This window comes from Demequina capsici (assembly GCF_032102965.1).
Classification (GTDB): domain Bacteria; phylum Actinomycetota; class Actinomycetes; order Actinomycetales; family Demequinaceae; genus Demequina; species Demequina capsici.
Map to the genome: position 1 here is coordinate 1,855,253 of NZ_CP134880.1, position 17,963 is coordinate 1,873,215.

General features: G+C 71.6%; 13 protein-coding genes. 1 reads left to right on the plus strand and 12 read right to left on the minus strand.

The features are described from left to right. Positions 1 to 5: 5 nt before the first annotated feature. From RN607_RS08915 to RN607_RS08950, 8 genes are all read right to left on the minus strand, one after another. Positions 6 to 1,373 (minus strand): ferredoxin reductase family protein, encoded by a 1,368-nt coding sequence (locus RN607_RS08915; RefSeq protein WP_313541990.1) that lies wholly within the window; start codon positions 1,371 to 1,373, stop codon positions 6 to 8. Positions 1,374 to 1,503: 130 nt separating this feature from the next. Continuing rightward, positions 1,504 to 2,616: an amidohydrolase family protein gene (locus RN607_RS08920; protein WP_313541992.1), complete on the minus strand. Its 1,113-nt coding sequence runs from the start codon at positions 2,614 to 2,616 to the stop codon at positions 1,504 to 1,506. Between the two features lie 4 nt (positions 2,617 to 2,620). Continuing rightward, positions 2,621 to 4,216, minus strand: coding sequence for a signal recognition particle protein (gene ffh, locus RN607_RS08925; protein WP_313496355.1), 1,596 nt, complete (start codon positions 4,214 to 4,216; stop codon positions 2,621 to 2,623). Positions 4,217 to 4,251: 35 nt separating this feature from the next. Then, complete coding sequence (locus RN607_RS08930; protein WP_313541994.1) at positions 4,252 to 6,045, minus strand: [protein-PII] uridylyltransferase family protein; 1,794 nt, start codon at positions 6,043 to 6,045, stop codon at positions 4,252 to 4,254. A gap of 16 nt (positions 6,046 to 6,061) precedes the next feature. Continuing rightward, positions 6,062 to 6,400, minus strand: a complete 339-nt coding sequence (locus tag RN607_RS08935; protein ID WP_042215355.1) for a P-II family nitrogen regulator — start codon at positions 6,398 to 6,400, stop codon at positions 6,062 to 6,064. Positions 6,401 to 6,403: 3 nt separating this feature from the next. Next, positions 6,404 to 7,672, minus strand: coding sequence for an ammonium transporter (locus RN607_RS08940; protein ID WP_313496363.1), 1,269 nt, complete (start codon positions 7,670 to 7,672; stop codon positions 6,404 to 6,406). Positions 7,673 to 7,840: 168 nt separating this feature from the next. Then, entirely contained in the window at positions 7,841 to 8,956 is a 1,116-nt protein-coding gene (gene ftsY, locus RN607_RS08945; RefSeq protein ID WP_313541997.1) for a signal recognition particle-docking protein FtsY, read from the minus strand. A 20-nt stretch (positions 8,957 to 8,976) separates the two neighbouring features. Next, a complete protein-coding gene (locus RN607_RS08950; protein ID WP_313496366.1) occupies positions 8,977 to 9,366 on the minus strand; it encodes a hypothetical protein in 390 nt (129 codons plus the stop codon). Between the two features lie 132 nt (positions 9,367 to 9,498). On the opposite strand from RN607_RS08950, the gene RN607_RS08955 reads away from it, so the two are divergent. Further along, on the plus strand, positions 9,499 to 10,806 hold the full coding sequence (locus RN607_RS08955) for a hypothetical protein (protein WP_313542000.1): 1,308 nt from the start codon (positions 9,499 to 9,501) through the stop codon (positions 10,804 to 10,806). 29 nt (positions 10,807 to 10,835) lie between these two features. Here RN607_RS08955 and smc read toward each other — a convergent pair whose 3' ends face one another. The 4 genes from smc to RN607_RS08975 form a co-directional block, all read right to left on the minus strand. Continuing rightward, positions 10,836 to 14,447 carry a chromosome segregation protein SMC gene (smc, locus tag RN607_RS08960; protein ID WP_313542003.1) on the minus strand — a complete coding sequence of 1,204 codons (3,612 nt, stop codon included), beginning with the start codon at positions 14,445 to 14,447 and terminating at the stop codon, positions 10,836 to 10,838. Between the two features lie 61 nt (positions 14,448 to 14,508). Next, positions 14,509 to 16,143, minus strand: a complete 1,635-nt coding sequence (locus RN607_RS08965) for a dipeptide ABC transporter ATP-binding protein (protein WP_313542005.1) — start codon at positions 16,141 to 16,143, stop codon at positions 14,509 to 14,511. Further along, positions 16,140 to 16,937 (minus strand): ABC transporter permease, encoded by a 798-nt coding sequence (locus tag RN607_RS08970; RefSeq protein ID WP_313496373.1) that lies wholly within the window; start codon positions 16,935 to 16,937, stop codon positions 16,140 to 16,142. Before RN607_RS08970 ends, RN607_RS08965 begins: the two co-directional genes overlap by 4 nt. Then, positions 16,934 to 17,962: an ABC transporter permease gene (locus RN607_RS08975; protein ID WP_313542008.1), complete on the minus strand. Its 1,029-nt coding sequence runs from the start codon at positions 17,960 to 17,962 to the stop codon at positions 16,934 to 16,936. Before RN607_RS08975 ends, RN607_RS08970 begins: the two co-directional genes overlap by 4 nt. Position 17,963: the final 1 nt, after the last annotated feature.

Genomic DNA, 17,963 nt, shown 5'->3' on the forward strand with positions numbered 1-17,963 from the left:
CCCGCTCACCATCCGAACCTCTCCCGGTGAATCGCCTCCGCAGGCACCCCGGAGCCCTCCGCATCGGCCGCGACCTGTGCCGCCCACGCGGCAGGGCCACACACGAACACGTCACGTTCCGCGACGCCAGGCGCGAGCGTAACGAGCGTCGCCTCAGAGCCTCGCGGCACCCAGCCGTCACCGCGCGGGCCCTCCAGCAGGTGGAGCGTGGCACCCGACTGGGCGGCGAGCTCGCGCACCTCGTCGAGCAGGGGCGCCTCCTCGCCCGACCGGATCCGCACGACCACGTCGCATGGCTCGCCCGGCTCCATCGCCTCGAGCATCGCCCGCACCGGTGTGACGCCGATGCCCGCCGCGACGAGCACCGTGCCATGGCCGCGGCGCGCCCTGTGCGTGAACACCCCCAACGGGCCCTCCACCATCACCCGCGTGCCCGGTCGCACGTGACGAAGCGCGGTCGTGAAGTCGCCCGACGGCTTGACGGTCACCCTCAACGAGGTGTCGGCCGGCGCGGCCGCGAGGGAGAACGGATGCGCCTCACGCCATCGCTCCCGGTCCAGGAACCGCCACAGCATGAACTGCCCGGGATGCGCGCCGAGCGCGCTGAGCCCGCGCCCTGACACGACGATGTCCGTGGACCCGTCGGGAAGGCTGCGCACGGAGGCGACCCGTGTGTCATGGCGACGCAGCCTCACGAGCGGCTGGATCACCCGATGGGTCAGGAGCGCGCCGAACGCGACCACGTACAACGCGATCCAGTACCCCGTGGCGAGATCGCCGTGACGGAACGTGGAGCCCTCGAGCACCTGGTGCGGCACCGCCGCCGCGACGGCGGCGTACACGATCAGGTGCACGGCATGCCAGGCCTCATACCGCCAGCGACGGCGCACCACCGCGAGCGACAGCGCGAGCACCACGAGGAAGAGGGCGAGCGCGAGCTGCGCTGTCGCGAGGAACCACGACTGCGTGAAGAGCGCCGCCGTCTCGGACCACGGCGTGCGGCCGTCGTAGTAGCCGGTCATCGACACGATCGTCGCCGCGTGCGCGAGCATGAGGATGATCGCCCACCTTCCCAGCCTGGTGTGCAGCGCCGTGGTCGCGTCATGACCGACCGAGCCCTCGATCCACGGCGCTCGCGACACCAGGAGCACCTGCGCGAGCATCAGCACCGTGGCGACGATGCCGAGCGCCCTGCCGAGCGAGTACAGATAGTCGATCGGCGCGTTCGCGACGAGGCCTCCTGCCCGCAGCATGAGGGCGACTCCGGCCGCCGCGACGAACCAGACGGCCGCCTCGAGCGCGTCGGCCCAGAGCTCGCGCCGCGCCGCCGTGCGCCTGCGGGCCATCACGAGCGCCGTGGCAGTCGTCGTCATCGCATCTCTCCCGTCCCGCGTCGCCGACGCGGACTCCCCCTGTGTGACGTGCAGGTCAACTGTCCCTGGCATGCGACTGTTCCCGCAAGGCCCCGACGACGGACCTCAGGCGCTCCTCAGGGCGCACGGCTCACGGTGCGACGCGCACGCCCCGCAGCAGGATGTGGGCAGGATCGGCGAGCGCCGCGATGTCTTCACGCGGATCGGAGGCATACACGACCAGGTCCGCGGATGCCCCTTCGCCGAGCGAGGGCACTCCCAGGAATGCTCGCGCTCGCCACGAGGCGGACGCCAGCACGTCGGCCGCGGGGACGCCCGCCATGGCCATCTGCGCCGCCTCCTCAGGCAGACGCCCGTGGCCGATCGTGCCGCCCGCATCCGTGCCGACCAGCAGCGGGACGCCGCGCGCATGCAGCTGCCGCACGTGCTCGTGGCGCCGCTCGTGCATGGCCCTCATGCGTGCGGCGTACGCAGGGAACCGTGCCTGTCCCTGTGCGGCGTAGCCCACGAAGTTGTCGACCTGCAGGAGCGTGGGCACCACCGGCACGCCGAGGTCGGCCGCCTGGGCCAAGTGATCGTCCGTCATGCCGGTCCCGTGCTCCAGGCAGTCGATCCCGCCGTCGAGCAGCGCCTGGATGGACTCGCGCGCGAACGTGTGCGCGGTCACGCGCGCACCTTCGTCGTGCGCCGCCGCGATGCCGTGCTTGAGGGTCTTCGCGGGCCACAGCGGCGTGAGGTCGCCCGCGTCCCGATCGATCCAGTCGGCGATGATCTTCACCCAGCCGTCACCCTTGCGCGCCTCCTCCGCCATCACGCGCGGCAGGTCCTCGACCTCGATCTCGCGCGCGTAGTGCCGCAGGTAGCGCTTGGGCCGCGCGATGAAGCGGCCCGCGCGGATCAGCCGGGGAGCGTCGAGCACCCCGTGCAGGAACGCCGTGTCGGTGGGCGAGCCCGCGTCGCGGATCAGCAGCGTGCCCGAGTCCCGGTCCTGCTGCGCCTGCTTGAGCGCCAGGTCGGCATCGACCGCTCCCCCGCCGTCCAGGCCCACATGGCAGTGGACGTCGACCAGGCCCGGCACCACGACGCCGTCGAGAGTCGCGTCCACGTGGCGACCCGCGGGAGCCTCGTAGGACATGCGTCCGTCGACGATCCACCCCTGGGCACGCACGTCGTCGTCGCCCACCAGCACCGGTCCGGTGAGGTGCGTGACCCCGCGGGCCTCAGGAGGGACGACGGGCGCCACCTGGCTACCGCCTCAGGTACTTGCTCAGGTCCGACGGGATCTGCGTGGGGTCGAGGTCCTGCTGGGGAGCGGCGCCAAGGCCGAACGCAGACCCCGCGGGCGCGGCGGGCTGCTCGCCCGCGGACCGCGACCGTGCGGCCTGCTCCTGCTGGGCGCGCTTGGCCGGATTGCCGGACTTGCCCTTCACCTTGCGCTGCGGCGCCTGCTTCCCCTTGGACTTCTTGCCCCCGGGAAGACCCGCGAAGCCTCCCGGGCCGGCGCCCATGCCAGGCAGGCCCCCGCCCTTCGCCATGGCCTTCATCATGCGCTGCGCGTCCTCGAAGCGCTTGACCAGGGAGTTCACATCCGCGACCGTCATGCCGGATCCCGTGGCGATGCGCGCGCGTCGCGAGCCGTTGAGCACCTTCGGGTTGTCGCGCTCCAGCGGCGTCATGGACTGGATGATCGCCTCGGTGCGCACGAGCTCGCGCTCGTCGATGTTGTCGATCTGATCCCGCATGGCCCCCATGCCGGGCAGCATGCCGAGCATCTTCTTCATGGAGCCCATGTTCTTCAGCTGCTGCATCTGCGACAGGAAGTCCGTGAACGTGAAGTCCTCGCCGCGCTGCATCTTCACGGCCATGCGCTCGGCCTCGGCCTGATCGAACTTCTGCTCGGCCTGCTCGATCAGTGTGAGGATGTCGCCCATGTCGAGGATGCGCGACGCCATGCGATCAGGGTGGAAGACCTCGATGTCCTCGAGCTTCTCACCGACGGACGCGAACATGATCGGGCGGCCCGTCACCTGCGCGACGGACAGCGCGGCACCGCCGCGGGCGTCGCCGTCGAGCTTCGACAGGACCACGCCGGTGAAGTCGACGCCCTCCTGGAACGCCTGCGCGGTGGCGACGGCGTCCTGGCCGATCATGGCGTCGATGACGAAGAGCACCTCGTCGGGCTCGACCGCCTTGCGGATGTCCGCCGCCTGCCTCATCAGCTCCGCGTCGACGCCCAACCGGCCTGCGGTGTCGACGATGACGACCGTGTGCTGCTTGTCCTGCGCCTCCTTGAGGCCCTTCTTCGCCACCTTCACGGGGTTGCCGCGAGCCCGCTCGTCCTCGCGCGTCACGCCCGCCTCGGGAGCGAACACCGGTACGCCTGCACGCTCGCCCACGACCTTGAGCTGGGTCACCGCGTTCGGCCGCTGAAGGTCCGCAGCGACGAGCAGCGGAGTCTGGCCTTGAGCCTTGAGGTGCGCGGCGAGCTTGCCTGCGAACGTGGTCTTTCCCGCGCCCTGCAGGCCGGCGAGCATGATGACCGTCGGCCCGTGCTTGGCGAGGCGCAACGGCCGCTGCTCGCCGCCGAGCACGGTGATCAGCTCCTCGTGGACGATCTTGACGACCTGCTGGCCGGGGTTCAACGCGCCCGACACCTCCGCGCCGAGCGCGCGCTCGCGGATCGCCGCGGTGAACGACCGCACCACCGGTACGGCGACGTCGGCGTCCAGCAGAGCGCGACGGATCTCGCGGATCGTCCCGTCGATGTCCGCCTCGGAGAGCCGACCCTTGCCGCGCAGGCTCTTGAAGGTCTCGGTCAAGCGGTCGGAGAGGTTGGCGAACACAGGGGTCCCTTCACGTGTGTCTCAGGCGCACCAGCCTACCCGGCGACGGAACCGCCGCTCTCGGCCAGGGTCGCGCGAGCCGTCACGTACAGGGTCTGCACCAGCTGCTCCCGCCACGCTGTCCACGCCTTGGGTCCCGCGGCGCGCGCGTCGGCCTCGGTGACGGCGCGCAGCGTGTCCAGCAGGTCCAGCCGGCGGTCCACCGCAGCGAGCAGCTGCTCCGCGGTGGCGGGATCCTCGAGGTCCTGCGTCGTGGCGAGGTCAGCCAACGTGAGGTGCTGCCGCACCAGGAGCTCGACGTCCTCGGCGGTGCCGTCCGACAGCCCCATGCGCGCCGCGATGGCGGGGATGAGGGCCGCGCCGTCCACCGAGTGGTCGGTGGCCTGCGCCCGCTTGCCGATGTCGTGCAGCAGCAGGGTGAGCCGCAGCAGGTCGTGATCGATCTCGTAGCGGCGAGCCTTGCCCGCGAGCACCACGGCCTCCACCATGTGCCTGTCCACCGTGTAGCGGTGGATAGGGCTGCGCTGAGGCCGATTTCGCACGCCGTCCCATTCGGGGATCCAGCGCACCACCAGCCCGGCGAGGTCGATCGCCTCCCACACGGCCACCAGGTGCGCGGAGCCGCGCAGGAGCTCGCGCAGGTGATCGCGCGCGGCGGACGGCCACGGCTGCGGCAGGTCAGGGCAGCGCTGCAGCGTCTCCAGCAGGGTCGGGGTGAACGTCAGCCCGGTCGACGCGGCCGTGGCGGCGGCGCGCAACGGGAGCAGCGCGTCGGAGTCGGCGTCGTAGCCGGGCGCGAGCGCAAGCTCGCCGTCCACGTCGATGAGCCCGTCCGCCACGACCGTGTGCCGGGGCGCCTTCGCGCGTCGACGCGCCAGGAAGGCTCGCGAGCCCACACCCGAGCGCTCGAGCGACCTCCGCGCGCCTCGCTCGGTCATGTCGAGCGCGTAGGCGATCTCACGACCGGCCTCCGCCAGCGACTCGAGGAGATCGTCGGGGTCGGCGTAGCCCAGCGACTCGGCCACCTCGTCGGCGATATGACGCCCGAGCACGTTCTGCGTGCGGCCCAGGTGCCGCTGGATCGCGTCGCGCACGTCCATCACGTGCGCGCCGGCCTCATCCACCGCGCCGTGGGGGCGATCGGTGAGCCAGGTCGCCGAGAAGCCCGTGAGGCTCACGAGGTCACGAAGACCTCCACGCGACTCCTTCAGGTTGGGCTCGATCAGGTAGGCGAGCTCGCCATGACGCTCGGCCCTGGCTCGAGAGGCGGCCAGCAGCTCAGGCAGCCGCTTGCGCGCAGCGGCGCGCCAGTCCTGATAGATGAGCGAGCGTGCACGCTGCGCCAGCTCCTTGTCCCCCGCCACCGGGCGCAGGTCCAGCAGGCCCGACGCCGCGGCGAGGTCCTTGGACGCGACCTGACGCACCTCGGTCAGCGAGCGCGACGAGTAGTCGAGCTCGAGCCCTGCGTCCCAGATCGGGTACCAGAGCTTCTGGGCGAGCTCCGCCACCGCGTCAGCCCGCAGGGTGCGGCCGTCGTGGATGAGGACCACGTCCAGGTCGGAGAACGGCCCCGAGTCCCCCCGACCCAGCGAGCCGACAGCGCCCAGCGCCGCCCCCTCCACGATCCCGCCGGTCGCCTCCTCCCAGTGCGCGGCCAAGGCCGCGACGGCAAGATCGGACAGCGCCTTGCGGCGGTACTTCCCCGGGGCCCCCTCCCGGTACAGGGTCTCCGCGTACTCGCTCCTCAGACGCTTGAGGTCCCGCACCCCCTCGGGATGCGGGACCTCAGCGTAGGAGCCGTCGCGGAACTCACCGTTCCGGCTCGGCATGATGCGGTGGCGCTCCTTACAGGGCGTCCGCGCCGTGCTCGCCGGTACGGACCCGGGCCACGTCGTCCACCGGGACGACCCAGACCTTGCCGTCACCGATCTTGCCGGTCTGCGCGGCCGAGACGATCGCCTCGGTCACGGTCGCGGCATCGGCGTCGTCCACGAGGACCTCGAGACGCGTCTTGGGGACCAGGTCGACGGTGTACTCGGCACCGCGGTAGACCTCGGTGTGTCCCTTCTGACGGCCGTAGCCGGCGGCCTCCGAGACGGTCACGCCCTTGACGCCCGCAGCCTCAAGGGCTGCGCGGACCTCGTCGACGCGGTGGGGCTGGATGATTGCAGTCACGAGCTTCATTGTTTACACAGCCTCCTCGTAGGCGGTCTCACCGTGCTCGGCGAGGTCGATGCCGGAGACCTCGACCTCCTCGGGCACGCGGATGCCGATCGTGTACTTGAGCGCAAGACCGATGATAAGCGTCATGACACCCGAGAAGATGATCGCGACGAGAGCACCGATGATCTGGGTGCCGAGCTGGGTCCAGCCGCCACCGTAGAACAGGCCGTTCAGCGCGCCGTCCGGGGCCCACGTGGTGCCCTCGTCCAGGTTCGCGAAGAAGCCGATCAGGACGGTGCCGACGACACCGCCGACCAGGTGGACGCCCACGACGTCGAGCGAGTCGTCGTAGCCGAACTTGTACTTGAGACCCACAGCCATGGCGCAGACGACACCGGCGATGAAGCCGATGGCGAGGGCGCCCCAGGTGTCGACGTTCGCGGCGGCCGGGGTGATCGCGACCAGACCGGCGACGATACCGGAGGCGGCACCGAGCGAGGTCGGCTTGCCGTCGCGGATCTTCTCCACCAGCAGCCAGCCGAGGACGGCGACTGCGGGGGCGATCGTGGTGTTGAGGAACGCACGACCCGCGGTGGCGTCGGCGGCGAACTCGGAGCCGGCGTTGAAGCCGAACCAGCCGAACCACAGGAGCGCGGAGCCGAGCATCACGAACGGCAGGTTGTGAGGCTTGAAGGGCTCCTTGCCGAAGCCCTTGCGGGTGCCGAGCAGGATGGCGAGCACGAGGCCCGCGACACCGGCGTTGATGTGGACGACGGTTCCACCGGCGAAGTCGATGACGGTCGACGGCGAGAACGAGCCGAGGAGGCCCCCGCCCCAGACGCCGTGGGCGATCGGGGTGTAGACCAGCGTGACCCACAGGACCGTGAAGAGGGTCCAGGCGCCGAACTTCATGCGGTCCGCCACCGAACCGGAGATCAGGGCGACCGTGATGATCGCGAAGGTGGCCTGGAAGGCCGCCATCACGAGCGTCGGGACGCCGGAGCTTGCGGCGAGGCTCATGTCGTCGCCGACACCGTTGAGGCCGACGAGGCCGGACGGGCTGCCCACGAGTCCGCCGAGGGTGTCACCGCCGAACGCGAGGCCGTAACCGTAGACGAACCACACGACGCCGATGGTGGCGACGCTGATGAAGCTCATCATCATCATGTTGAGCACGGACTTCGTGCGAACCATGCCCCCGTAGAAGAACGCCAGCGCCGGCGTCATCAGGAGGACGAGTGCGGTCGCAACGATCATCCACGCGGTGTTGCCGGAATCCAGCGTGAAATCCATTGTTTTTCTCCCTCCGCCGGCCACTCGGCCGGCAGCAGGACCAGACAATCGCACTACTGTTTCGCCTGAACTGCCCCCGTGTTTCCGGGCGGTTACAGCGTGCTGGGCCGCGTAAAAGGTGTGTTGCCCATCCCACCTGCTGAGACGCCCAGGCCTTGCCGCGCGGGCTCAGCGCCCGAGGATGCCGTCCACGAACTGCGCGGCGTCGAACGGGGCGAGATCGTCCTCCCCTTCGCCCAGCCCGATGAACTTGACCGGCACGCCCAGCTCTCGCTGCACGGCGACCACGATGCCGCCACGAGCGGTGCCGTCCAGCTTGGTCAGCACGATGCCGGTGAGCGGGGCGACCTCGCCGAAGACGCGCGCCTGCGTGAGACCGTTCTGCCCTGTGGTCGCGTCGAGCACCAGCAGCACCTCGCGAGGCGGGCTCACCTTCGACACCACGCGCACGATCTTGCCGAGCTCGTCCATGAGCCCCGCCTTGTTCTGCAGGCGGCCGGCGGTGTCGACGAGCACCACGTCGGCACCGTCGTCCCTGCCCTTCTGCGCTGCCTCGAATGCGACCGACGCGGGGTCGGCCCCGTCGCGATCGGAGCGCACCACGGGCACGCCCACGCGCGCACCCCAGGTCTCCAGCTGGTCCGCCGCCGCCGCGCGGAACGTGTCCGCGGCGCCCAGCACCACGGTGCGGCCCTCGGCGACGAGCACGCGCGCGAGCTTGCCGACCGTGGTCGTCTTGCCGACGCCGTTCACCCCCACCACGACGGCGGTCGCAGGGACCCCGTCCGCGGGCGCGAGGTCGAGCGAGCGGTCGAGACCCGGATCGACGACCGCCAGCAGGGCCTCCCTCAGCAGGGCGTACGGCTCGGCGTCAGGCGTGGCCTTGAGGCGCGCCCTGAGGTCGTCCAGAAGCGCCTCCGTGGACGCCGCACCGACGTCGGCGGCGAGCAACGTCTCCTCGAGCTCCTCCCAGTCGTCGGCGCTCAGCGAGCCGCGCGAGAAGATCGCGAGCAGGGCGCTGCCCATCCCCCCGGACAGGCGGGACCGCAGGCGCGCGAGCCGGGATGACGGATCCTCAGGCGCAGGTCGCGCCGGCGCGGCCCGAGTCCCCTCATCCGCAGGTGCCGGGCGCGCGCCATCACGCGGAGCGGGCGTCGGAGCCTGCGGCTCGCCCCCGCCCCTGCCGGGCCGACGCAGCAGCGCGACCGCGCCTCCTGCGATCGCCGCCGCGGCGACGATCACGACGACGAGGTCAGCGCTTCCAGGGATCCATGAGACGTCCACGCGGCAAGTCTCTCAGACGGTCAGCGTCGGACGGCGTCGTGCAGCGCAGACTCGTCGTGACCGTCGCGGAGACGGTGCAGGATCGGCAGCTCCTTGAGGCTGGGCACGTGCTCCTTGAGCTGAGGGAGCTGGTCCTTCAGCGCCGCGACATCCCTCAGGCCCGGCACGTGCTCGCCGTCCTGCTCTCGCGTGGGAGAGTCGACCCTGCCCACCAGCGACCAGTCGCTCTGCTCCCGTGGGACGTCGTCCCCCAGCATCGTCTCCTTGAGATCCTCACGCTCCCGGATGCCCAGCAGCACGCCGAGCAGATACCGCCCGCGGCCCTCGGCCAGCCCGGCGGCGACGATGACGACGAGCGCGAGCACGATCGCGGGGATCAGGGCGCCCTCCATGTCGTGGAACGAGATCACTGTGCTGACGGATCCTCTCAGGAATCGGATGAAACGGATATTCAGGATGACCCGGGATGGCCTGCATGGCAAGCCGGACATGCCCGTGCCCTCTTGAGCGCCAACGTCCGAGGGTCGGGTTACGCTCCCCCCATGACGGACCCCGACCGCACGAGGCAGGACGATCCGACCGAGCCCCCCGGCTCGAAGGACGACGTCCCCACTCCGTCGTCGCGCGTCCGCCGACGATTGTACGGCGCCGCCGGGGCGCTCGCGCTCGTCGCCGTGGCGGCCGCCGGCTGGGCGCTCGCCTCACGCGGCGAGGACCAGCCGAGCGGCTCGCCCTCCCCCAAGGCTGCAGCCGACTGCGCCGCCGCCGGCGCCACGCCGCTCGAGCTCGACACCCAGGTCGTCCAGCCGGGCGATCCGTTCTGCCTGGTCGTCGAGCAGCGCGTGGAGCTCACCGTCGGCGCGGCCGCGCTCACCGAGGGGGACGGCCTCGCGATGACGCTCGGCACCGTCGACGGCGTGGTGCTCGCCACCGCCGACACGACCCTTGGCAGCGACCCCGTGGTGACGGTCACCGTCGCCCCCGGCACCTACGTCGGGACCGTCACCGCGCTCGACGGCTCCGAGGCACCCCCTTTCCTCGTCTACACGTCCACCCTGCAGGCGTCGGACGACGCGTCGCTCACCGCAGGCGTGGCGGTGCCCACACTCGCCGACTGCGGCGACACCGTCCCGGAGGTGACCGACAGCGGCACCCTCGACGTCGACGGCTCGTCGCCGTACCTCTGCCTCAAGGTGACGTCACAGACGTTCCTCGTGGCGGGAGCCGAGTCGCACTCGGACGTGACGCCGGACGAGGGCGGGCCCGACCTCATGCTCAGCGTCTCCCAGTTCGACGACGACGGGGTCGCACGCGTGCTCCAGTCGAACGACGACGTGTTCGGCTACGACCCCGAGGTCACGATCGACGTGGCCCCCGGCGAGTACCTGATCAGCGCGTCGGCCTGGTTCGATGCCGACCCCGGCAGCCTCACCCTCTACGCCGGCCCGGCTGGGACGTTCATGCGCACGGGAGCGATCAGCACCGTCATCGACGGCGTCACGGAGGCCGACTGCGACGCCGCCCCCCAACTGGCCGTCGGGGACGAGGTCACGATGGAGGGCGAGACCCAGTACCTCTGCCTCGACAACCCGAGCCAGCAGCGCCTCGTCGTGCAGGCGGCCACGCTCGCAGACCAGGACCTGGTGCTGGAGATCGTGAGGTTCGTCGACGGGCAGCCGGTGAGGGTCGCATGGACGGACGACTCCCCGTACTCGACGTCGCTGACCGACACGGACCCGCTGATCGACCGGGTGCTGCCGCAGGGCAGGCTCCTGATCGCCGTCACCACGTTCTTCGGCGGAGCCGCGGCGGACTACGACCTGCAGGTGGTTCCCGGCTCCCCCAGGTAGCGCCGCAGGTCGCCGCAAGGACCGCGACGCTAGGCCGCGTCGCCCTCGTCACGCAGTCGCTGCGAGATCACGGTCGTCACCCCGTCGCCACGCATCGTCACGCCGTACAGCGCATCGGCGATCTCCATGGTGCGCTTCTGGTGCGTGATGACGATCAGCTGCGAGTCCTCCTGGAGCTCGGTGAAGATCTCGAGCAGTCGTCCCAGGTTCATGTCGTCCAGCGCCGCCTCGACCTCGTCCATCACGTAGAACGGGCTGGGACGCGCCTTGAAGATCGCGACCAGCAGCGCGACGGCCGTCAGGGAGCGCTCGCCGCCGGACAGCAGCGACAGCCGCTTCACCTTCTTGCCGGCGGGACGCGCCTCGACCTCGATCCCTGTGGTGAGCATGTGCCTGGGGTCCGTGAGCACCAACCGGCCCTCGCCCCCGGGGAACAGCCGCGGGAAGATCCGCTCGAACTGGGCCGCGGTGTCGTCGAAGGCCTCCGTGAAGATGCGCTCGACCCGCTCGTCGATCTCCTTCACGATCTCGAGCAGGTCCTCGCGCGACTTCTTGATGTCGGCAAGCTGCTCCTGCAGGAACGTGTGGCGCTCCTCCAGGGCCGCGAACTCCTCGAGCGCGAGCGGGTTGACCCGGCCCAGCTGACCCATGGCCCGCTCTGCCTGACGCAGCCGCTTCTCCTGGACCTCGCGCACGAACGGCTCCGTGGGAGCGAAGTCCTCAGGCAGCTCCTCGCCTCGTTCGGCGGCGACGACGGCGGCCTTCTCACGCGCAGCCTCGCCCGCCTCCCCCAGCACGGGCACGGGCAGATGTGGACCGAACTCCTCCACCAGCTGCGCGGGGTCGACGCTCAGCTCGTCGATCGCGCGCTGCTCCATCTGCTCCAGGCGCACCCGCATCTGGGCGCGCGCCACCTCGTCACGGTGGGCGTCGTCGGTGAGCCGGGCATGCTCCTGCGAGTACTCGTCGACCGTGCGGCGCACCTTGCTGAGCTCGCCGGAACGCTCGGTGCGTGCCAGCTCCGCCTCGGCGCGCGCATCGTCCGCCCGCTGCACCGACACGTCGATCGCGGTGAGCGCCTCCTGCGCACCGGCCAGCACCTCACGCGCCGCGACGGCCTGGCGCTCGCGCCTCGCCGCCGCCTCGGCGGCCCTGGCGCGAGCATCCCGCTCGGCCTCGGCAGCGCGCTCCAGGCTCTCCGCCCGCGCCGCCAGCGCTCGCGCCCGTTCCTCCGAGGTGCGCAGCGTCAGCCGCGCCTCGGTCTCCTTCGCACGCGCAGCGGTGGCGCTGCGGGCGTCCGCCGCACGCACCTCCTGCGCCTGTGCCACGTCGGCCTCGAACTGCTCGGGCTCGGCCTGCGCGGCGGTCAGGCGCTCGGTGAGCTCGGCGAGCGCCTCCTGGTCGACGCGGGTCCGCTCAGCCGCCTCCTCGAGCTGGACCTGCAGCCGCTCGGCCTCCGCGCGCGCCGCGCGGGCCGATGCGTTGAGGTGGCCCAGCTGCTCGGCGACGGCCGACATGCGCGCGTCGGACTCGTTGAGACGGTCGAGCGTGGCCTGGAACCGCGCATGGGTGGACTGCTCTGCCTCCTCGGCGGCGCGGATCTCGAAGCTGGTGGCCTCCACCCTGCGGGCGGCCTCGTCGCGACGCTCCCGGGCGTCGTCCAGCGCGGCCTGCATGTGGAGCACGCTCGGCGCGTCCCCGGCGCCGCCGTAGGCGTCGCGCGCGGACAGCAGGTCTCCGCGTCGGGTGACAGCGACCACGTCCCGGTGGGCGGAGACGAGGGCGCGCGCCGCGGCCAGGTCGTCCACCACGGCGACGCCGGAGAGCGCGGCGCGCACGGTGTCCACGATGCCGTGAGGACCGTTCACCAGGTCGGATGCCCACGCCGCGGCGTCTGGAAGGGTGACGGACGGGTTCGACGCGACGGCTTCGGGGTCGGCGACCACGAAGCGGGCGCGGCCAGCGTCCTCGTCTCGCAGCCATCGGATCGCGTCCACGGCATCCTCGACCGTGTCGACCGCGAGCGCATCCGCCAACGGCCCGAGCGCGGCCGCGATCGCGTCCTCCGCGTCGCCCTCGACCTCGACGAGCGCGGCGACCGTCCCGCGGACGGCGCGCACGCCCTCCGCGAGCAGCGCGCCCGCACCGTCCTTCCGGGCCAGCGACAGCTCGAGGGCCTCCGCTTTGGCGGCCCAGGTGTCCCTCTCCCGCATGGCGGTGTTGAGCACGTCCTTGAGCTCGGACAGCGCCTGCTTCGCGGCGTCCCATTCGACGGTGGCGGCCTCGTGCTGCTCGTCGAGGTCCTCCTCGCCCTCCTCGACGGACGTGACCGTCGTCTCGAGCGCCTGGAACTCCTTGGTGGCGTCGTGCGCCCTCTTCTGCGCGGCGGCGAGCTGCTCCTGGACGCGGCCCGTCTCGGCCTCCGTCGCCTCGACGCGGGACCGCTTGGCGGCCACCTGGGAGGCGATGCGGGCGACGCCCTCGCGGCGGTCCGCGATGGAGCGCAGCAGGGTGGCGTGGTGGCGCTCGGAGGCGTACGCGACGTCCTCGGCGTCCTTGCGCGCCTTCTCGGCCTCCTCGAGCGCGACGGCGGCGGCGGCGACCTCGGCGTCGAGCTCGGCGCGCGCGACCTTCGCGCGCTCCACCTGCTCGTCCAGATCCACGAGGTCGGTCGGAGGTGCCATGTCGACCTGCGTGCCGAGCATGCGCAGCCGCTCCTCTGCGAGCGTCGCGAGGTTCCGCAGCCGCTCCCGGATGGCGCTGAGGCGATAGAAGATGTCGTTGGCCCTGGTGAGCTCAGGCGTCGCCTCGGCCGCGGCCCGCTCCAGCTCGGTGAGCCGCTCCCGCGCCTCCTGCATCGCCTTCTCGACGGCCGCTCGCTGCTCGAGCAGCGCGGTCTCGTCGGCGTGGTCCTTCTCGAGCTGGCTCGACAGCCTCGCGAGGTCGTCGGCCAGCAGACGGGACCGGGCGTCGCGCACCTGGACCTGGATGGTCTGCGCCTGGCGGGCGACCTCGGCCTGCTTGCCCAGCGGGCCCAGCTGACGGCGGATCTCAGCGGTGAGGTCCTGCACGCGCGTGAGGTTCGCCTGCATCGCGTCGAGCTTGCGCAGCGCCTTGTCCTTGCGCCTGCGGTGCTTGAGGATCCCGGCGGCCTCCTCGATGAAGTGCCTGCGCTCCTCCGGGGTGGCGCGCAGCACCGCGTCCAGCTGACCCTGGCCGACGATCACGTGCATCTCGCGGCCCAGACCCGAGTCGGACAGCAGGTCCTGGATGTCGAGCAGGCGGCACGACGAGCCGTTGATCGCATACTCGGAGCCGCCGGAGCGGAACAGGGTGCGCGAGATCGTCACCTCGGAGTAGTCGATCGGGAGCGCGCCGTCGGCGTTGTCGATGGTGAGGGACACCTCGGCGCGGCCCAGCGGGGCGCGGCCCGAGGTGCCGGCGAAGATGACGTCGTCCATCTTGCCGCCACGCAGCGTCTTCGCGCCCTGCTCGCCCATGACCCAGGCGAGCGCGTCCACCACGTTCGACTTGCCCGAGCCGTTCGGGCCGACGACGCACGTCACGCCGGGCTCGAACTCCAGGGTGGTCGCCGACGCGAAGGACTTGAACCCGCGCAGCGTCAGCGTCTTGAGGTGCATGCCAGGGAGTCTAGGGGAAGCACGCTCGCGGGCAGCGTCGCCTCACGGACGGGGGGCGAGGTCACCTGCCGCCGGCCGCTGCGGCCTTGCCGGGGATCGCGGACAGGAGCTCGCGCGTGTACGGCGACGCGGGCCGCTCGAGCACATCGGCCGCCGTCCCCTGCTCCACCACCAGCCCGTCCGACATCACGGCGATGCGGTCCGAGATCTGGCGCACCACGGCGAGGTCGTGGGAGATGAAGAGGTAGGTGAGCCCGTGCTCCGCCTGGAGGTCGACGAGCAGCTGGAGGACCTGCTCCTGGACGGACACGTCGAGCGCCGACACCGGCTCGTCGAGCACCAGCAGCTCGGGCCGGGCGGCGAGCGCCCTGGCGATCGCGACGCGCTGCGCCTGCCCTCCCGAAAGCTGGGCGGGACGACGGCCCAGGTGCTCGGAGCCCAGGCGCACCTGGTCGAGCAGCTCTCGCGCAGTCGCAGTCCGCTCGCGACGCGACGCCAGCCCGCGGGCCCGGAGCGGCTCGGTGACGATCCGCTCGACGGTCATGCGCGGGTCGAGCGAGCCGACGGGGTTCTGGAACACCACCTGGATGTACTGGCGGAACCGCCTCAGCTCCTCGCCCTTCATGGCGGCGAGGTCCTGGCCGTCGAAGCTGATGACGCCCGAGTCCGCGTCGATGATGCGCGCGATCATCCGCGCTGTCGTCGACTTGCCGGAGCCGGACTCTCCGACGATCGAGAACGTCTGACGGCGCCCGATGGTCAGGTCGACGCCCTTGACCGCATGCACGGGTCCCGCGCCACCGTCGCCCGGATACGTCTTCACCAGCCCGCTCACCGTGAGCAGCGGGGTGTCCGAGGCCGCGGTCGCCGTGGCGACCTCCACGCGGGGCACGAGGCGCTCGGCGCGCAGGCCGGGCGCGGCGGCCACGAGGGCGCGCGTGTACTCGTGCTGCGGGGACTCGAGGACGGACGCGGCAACGCCGGACTCCACGATCTGGCCGTGCTGCATGACGATGATGTCGTCGGCGCGATCCGCGGCGACCGCGAGGTCGTGCGTGATGAGCAGGACGGCGGTGCCGTGGTCGGCTCGGAGCCGCTCCATGCGGTCGAGCACATGGCGCTGCACGGTGACGTCGAGCGCGCTGGTGGGCTCGTCCGCGATCACGAGCCGCGGCGTGCACGCCCACGCGATGCCGATCAGCACGCGCTGGCGCAGGCCCCCTGAGAGCTCGTGCGGGTACTGGCGCGCGCGACGTGCGGGCTCGGGGATCCCCACCTCGTCGAGGATCTCGACGGCCCTCGCCGCGGCTGCGTCTCGGGTGGCGCCGGTGTGCCGGCGCAACGCCTCTGCGATCTGCTCGCCGATGCGCAACACCGGGTTCAGGCTGCGCGACGGATCCTGCGGCACGTAGCCGACGACGTCCCCTCGCACCCGGCGGAGGGCGCGTTCGCTCAAGGAGGTGAGCGTGATGCCGTCGACCTCGACCGTGCCGGAGGAGCGCTTGGCACCGTCAGGCAGGAGGCCGAGCACGGCGTTGGCGAGCGTGCTCTTGCCGGAGCCCGACTCGCCGACGACGGCGAGGATGCGCCCGGCGCCGAGCTCGAGGTCGACGCCGCGGACGGCGTGGTGGCGTCCCGAGCCGGAGCCGTAGGTGACGTGCAGGTCGGAGACCCGCAGGATCGGCAGGTCGGTCATCGGTTGCCTCCCAGCTCCCGTGCGAGCCCGTTGACGGCGAGCACCACCACGAGGATGACCGCGCCGGGCATGATGCTCAGCCAGGGCGCGGTGGCGATGAACTGGCGACCGTCGGACACCAGGGAGCCCCACTCGGGCGTCGGAGGCTGGGCGCCGAAGCCGAGGAAGCTGAGCGCGGACACCGCCAGGATCGCGAGCGCGAGCTCGGTGGACGCCATCGCGACGATCGGCTGCGACGCGTTGGGCAGCACGTGCCGCAGGAGGATCGTGGGACGTCGAAGCCCCATGGTGCGGGCGGCCTCGATGTACTCCTCGTGCCGCACGCGCATCACCTGGGCGCGCATCACCCTGGCGAACGAGCCGGTGGCGCCCAGGCCGACGCCGATCGCGATGGATACGGCTCCGAAGCCGAGCGAGGCGACCACGATGAGGGCGAGCAGGATGCCTGGGATCGCGAGCATGACGTCGACGAAGCGCATGAGCACGAAGTCGAGGCGCCCGCCGGCGGTTCCGCTGATCAGGCCGATCAGGCCGCCGAGCACCGCGCCTGCGACCGTGGCGAGCACGGCCGCCATGAGCGACAGGCGTGCGCCGTAGACGACGCGCGAGAACACGTCGCGGGCGAGCGCGTCGGTGCCGAACAGGTGCTCCCAGCTCGGCGGCTCGAGCCGCGCGTCCCCCACGGAGTCGAACGGGTCGTACGGGGAGATCAGTCCGGGCCAGATCACTGCGATGAGCGTGACGGCCAGCACCAGGACGGACAGGAGCGTCAAGGGGTTGAGGAGGCGCCTCATGCGGGGTCGGCTCCTTCGAGGACGACAGGACGCGGCGCGCGGGTGGCGGCGACGCGGGTGCGGATGCGGGGGTCGAGGACGCCGTAGAGGAGGTCGACCACGAGCGTGGTCACCGCGTAGATGGCGGCGACCACCATGACGACCCCGGTGACCACGTTGATGTCACGCGCGAGGACCGCGTCCACGGTGATGCGGCCGATGCCGTCGCGCGAGAACACGGTCTCGACCACGGCGGTGCCGCCCGCGAGGTAGCCGATCTGGAGGCCGATGATCGTGATGGACGGCAGCACGGCGTTGCGGAGGATGTGCCGTCCGATGACCACGGGCTGGCTGAGGCCCTTGGCCTGGGCGGTGCGCACGAAGCCGGCGTCGCCCGCCTCGAAGACCGCGGCGGAGAACACCTGGTAGAAGATCGCCCCGGTGGGCAGCGAGAGCGTGACCGCCGGCATCACCGTGGAGGCGAAGCCGTCGGCCCCGGACGCGGGGAACCAGCCCAGCTGGAACGAGAGCAGGCTGATGAGCACCACGCCGGTGAGGAACGCGGGGATCGCGATGCCGAGCGGCGGGATCTGCGACACCGCGCTGCGCAGCCACCGCGGCCGCGCCAGGTACGCCGCGATCGTGAAGCCGAGCGCGCCGACGAAGCCGAGCACGAGCGCGAGCACGGCGACCGCGGCGGTGCGCGGCAGGGCACGCGCGACCATGTCGGAGACCTCGTAGCCGGTGGCCATCGAGACCCCGAGGTCGCCGCGGAACAGTGCCACGAAGTGGGCGACGTACTGGTGGACCAGCGAGCCGTCGAGGCCGTACTGGGCGCGCAGCGCGTCCAGCACGGCAGGGTCGGTGGTCGCGGCGTCCCCGGCGCGCACCGCGAGCGCGGCGAGCACCGGGTCGCCGGGGAGGGCGTGGATCAGCAGGAAGGTCACCGTGTACGTGGCCCAGACCACGAACAGGCATTGGAGCACCTTGGGCGCCACGAACCGCACGAGCGGTCCTGCCCGGTGAAGCCTTCCTGCCGATCTCACG

Coding starts and splice junctions, on each gene's coding strand:
- RN607_RS08915 (WP_313541990.1), bottom strand. CDS start 1,373: ATGACGACGACTGCCACGGCGCTCGTGATGGCCCGCAGGCGCACGGCG.
- RN607_RS08930 (WP_313541994.1), bottom strand. CDS start 6,045: ATGCCGAGCCGGAACGGTGAGTTCCGCGACGGCTCCTACGCTGAGGTC.
- RN607_RS08935 (WP_042215355.1), bottom strand. CDS start 6,400: ATGAAGCTCGTGACTGCAATCATCCAGCCCCACCGCGTCGACGAGGTC.
- RN607_RS08940 (WP_313496363.1), bottom strand. CDS start 7,672: ATGGATTTCACGCTGGATTCCGGCAACACCGCGTGGATGATCGTTGCG.
- RN607_RS08955 (WP_313542000.1), top strand. CDS start 9,499: ATGACGGACCCCGACCGCACGAGGCAGGACGATCCGACCGAGCCCCCC.
- smc (WP_313542003.1), bottom strand. CDS start 14,447: ATGCACCTCAAGACGCTGACGCTGCGCGGGTTCAAGTCCTTCGCGTCG.
- RN607_RS08965 (WP_313542005.1), bottom strand. CDS start 16,143: ATGACCGACCTGCCGATCCTGCGGGTCTCCGACCTGCACGTCACCTAC.
- RN607_RS08970 (WP_313496373.1), bottom strand. CDS start 16,937: ATGAGGCGCCTCCTCAACCCCTTGACGCTCCTGTCCGTCCTGGTGCTG.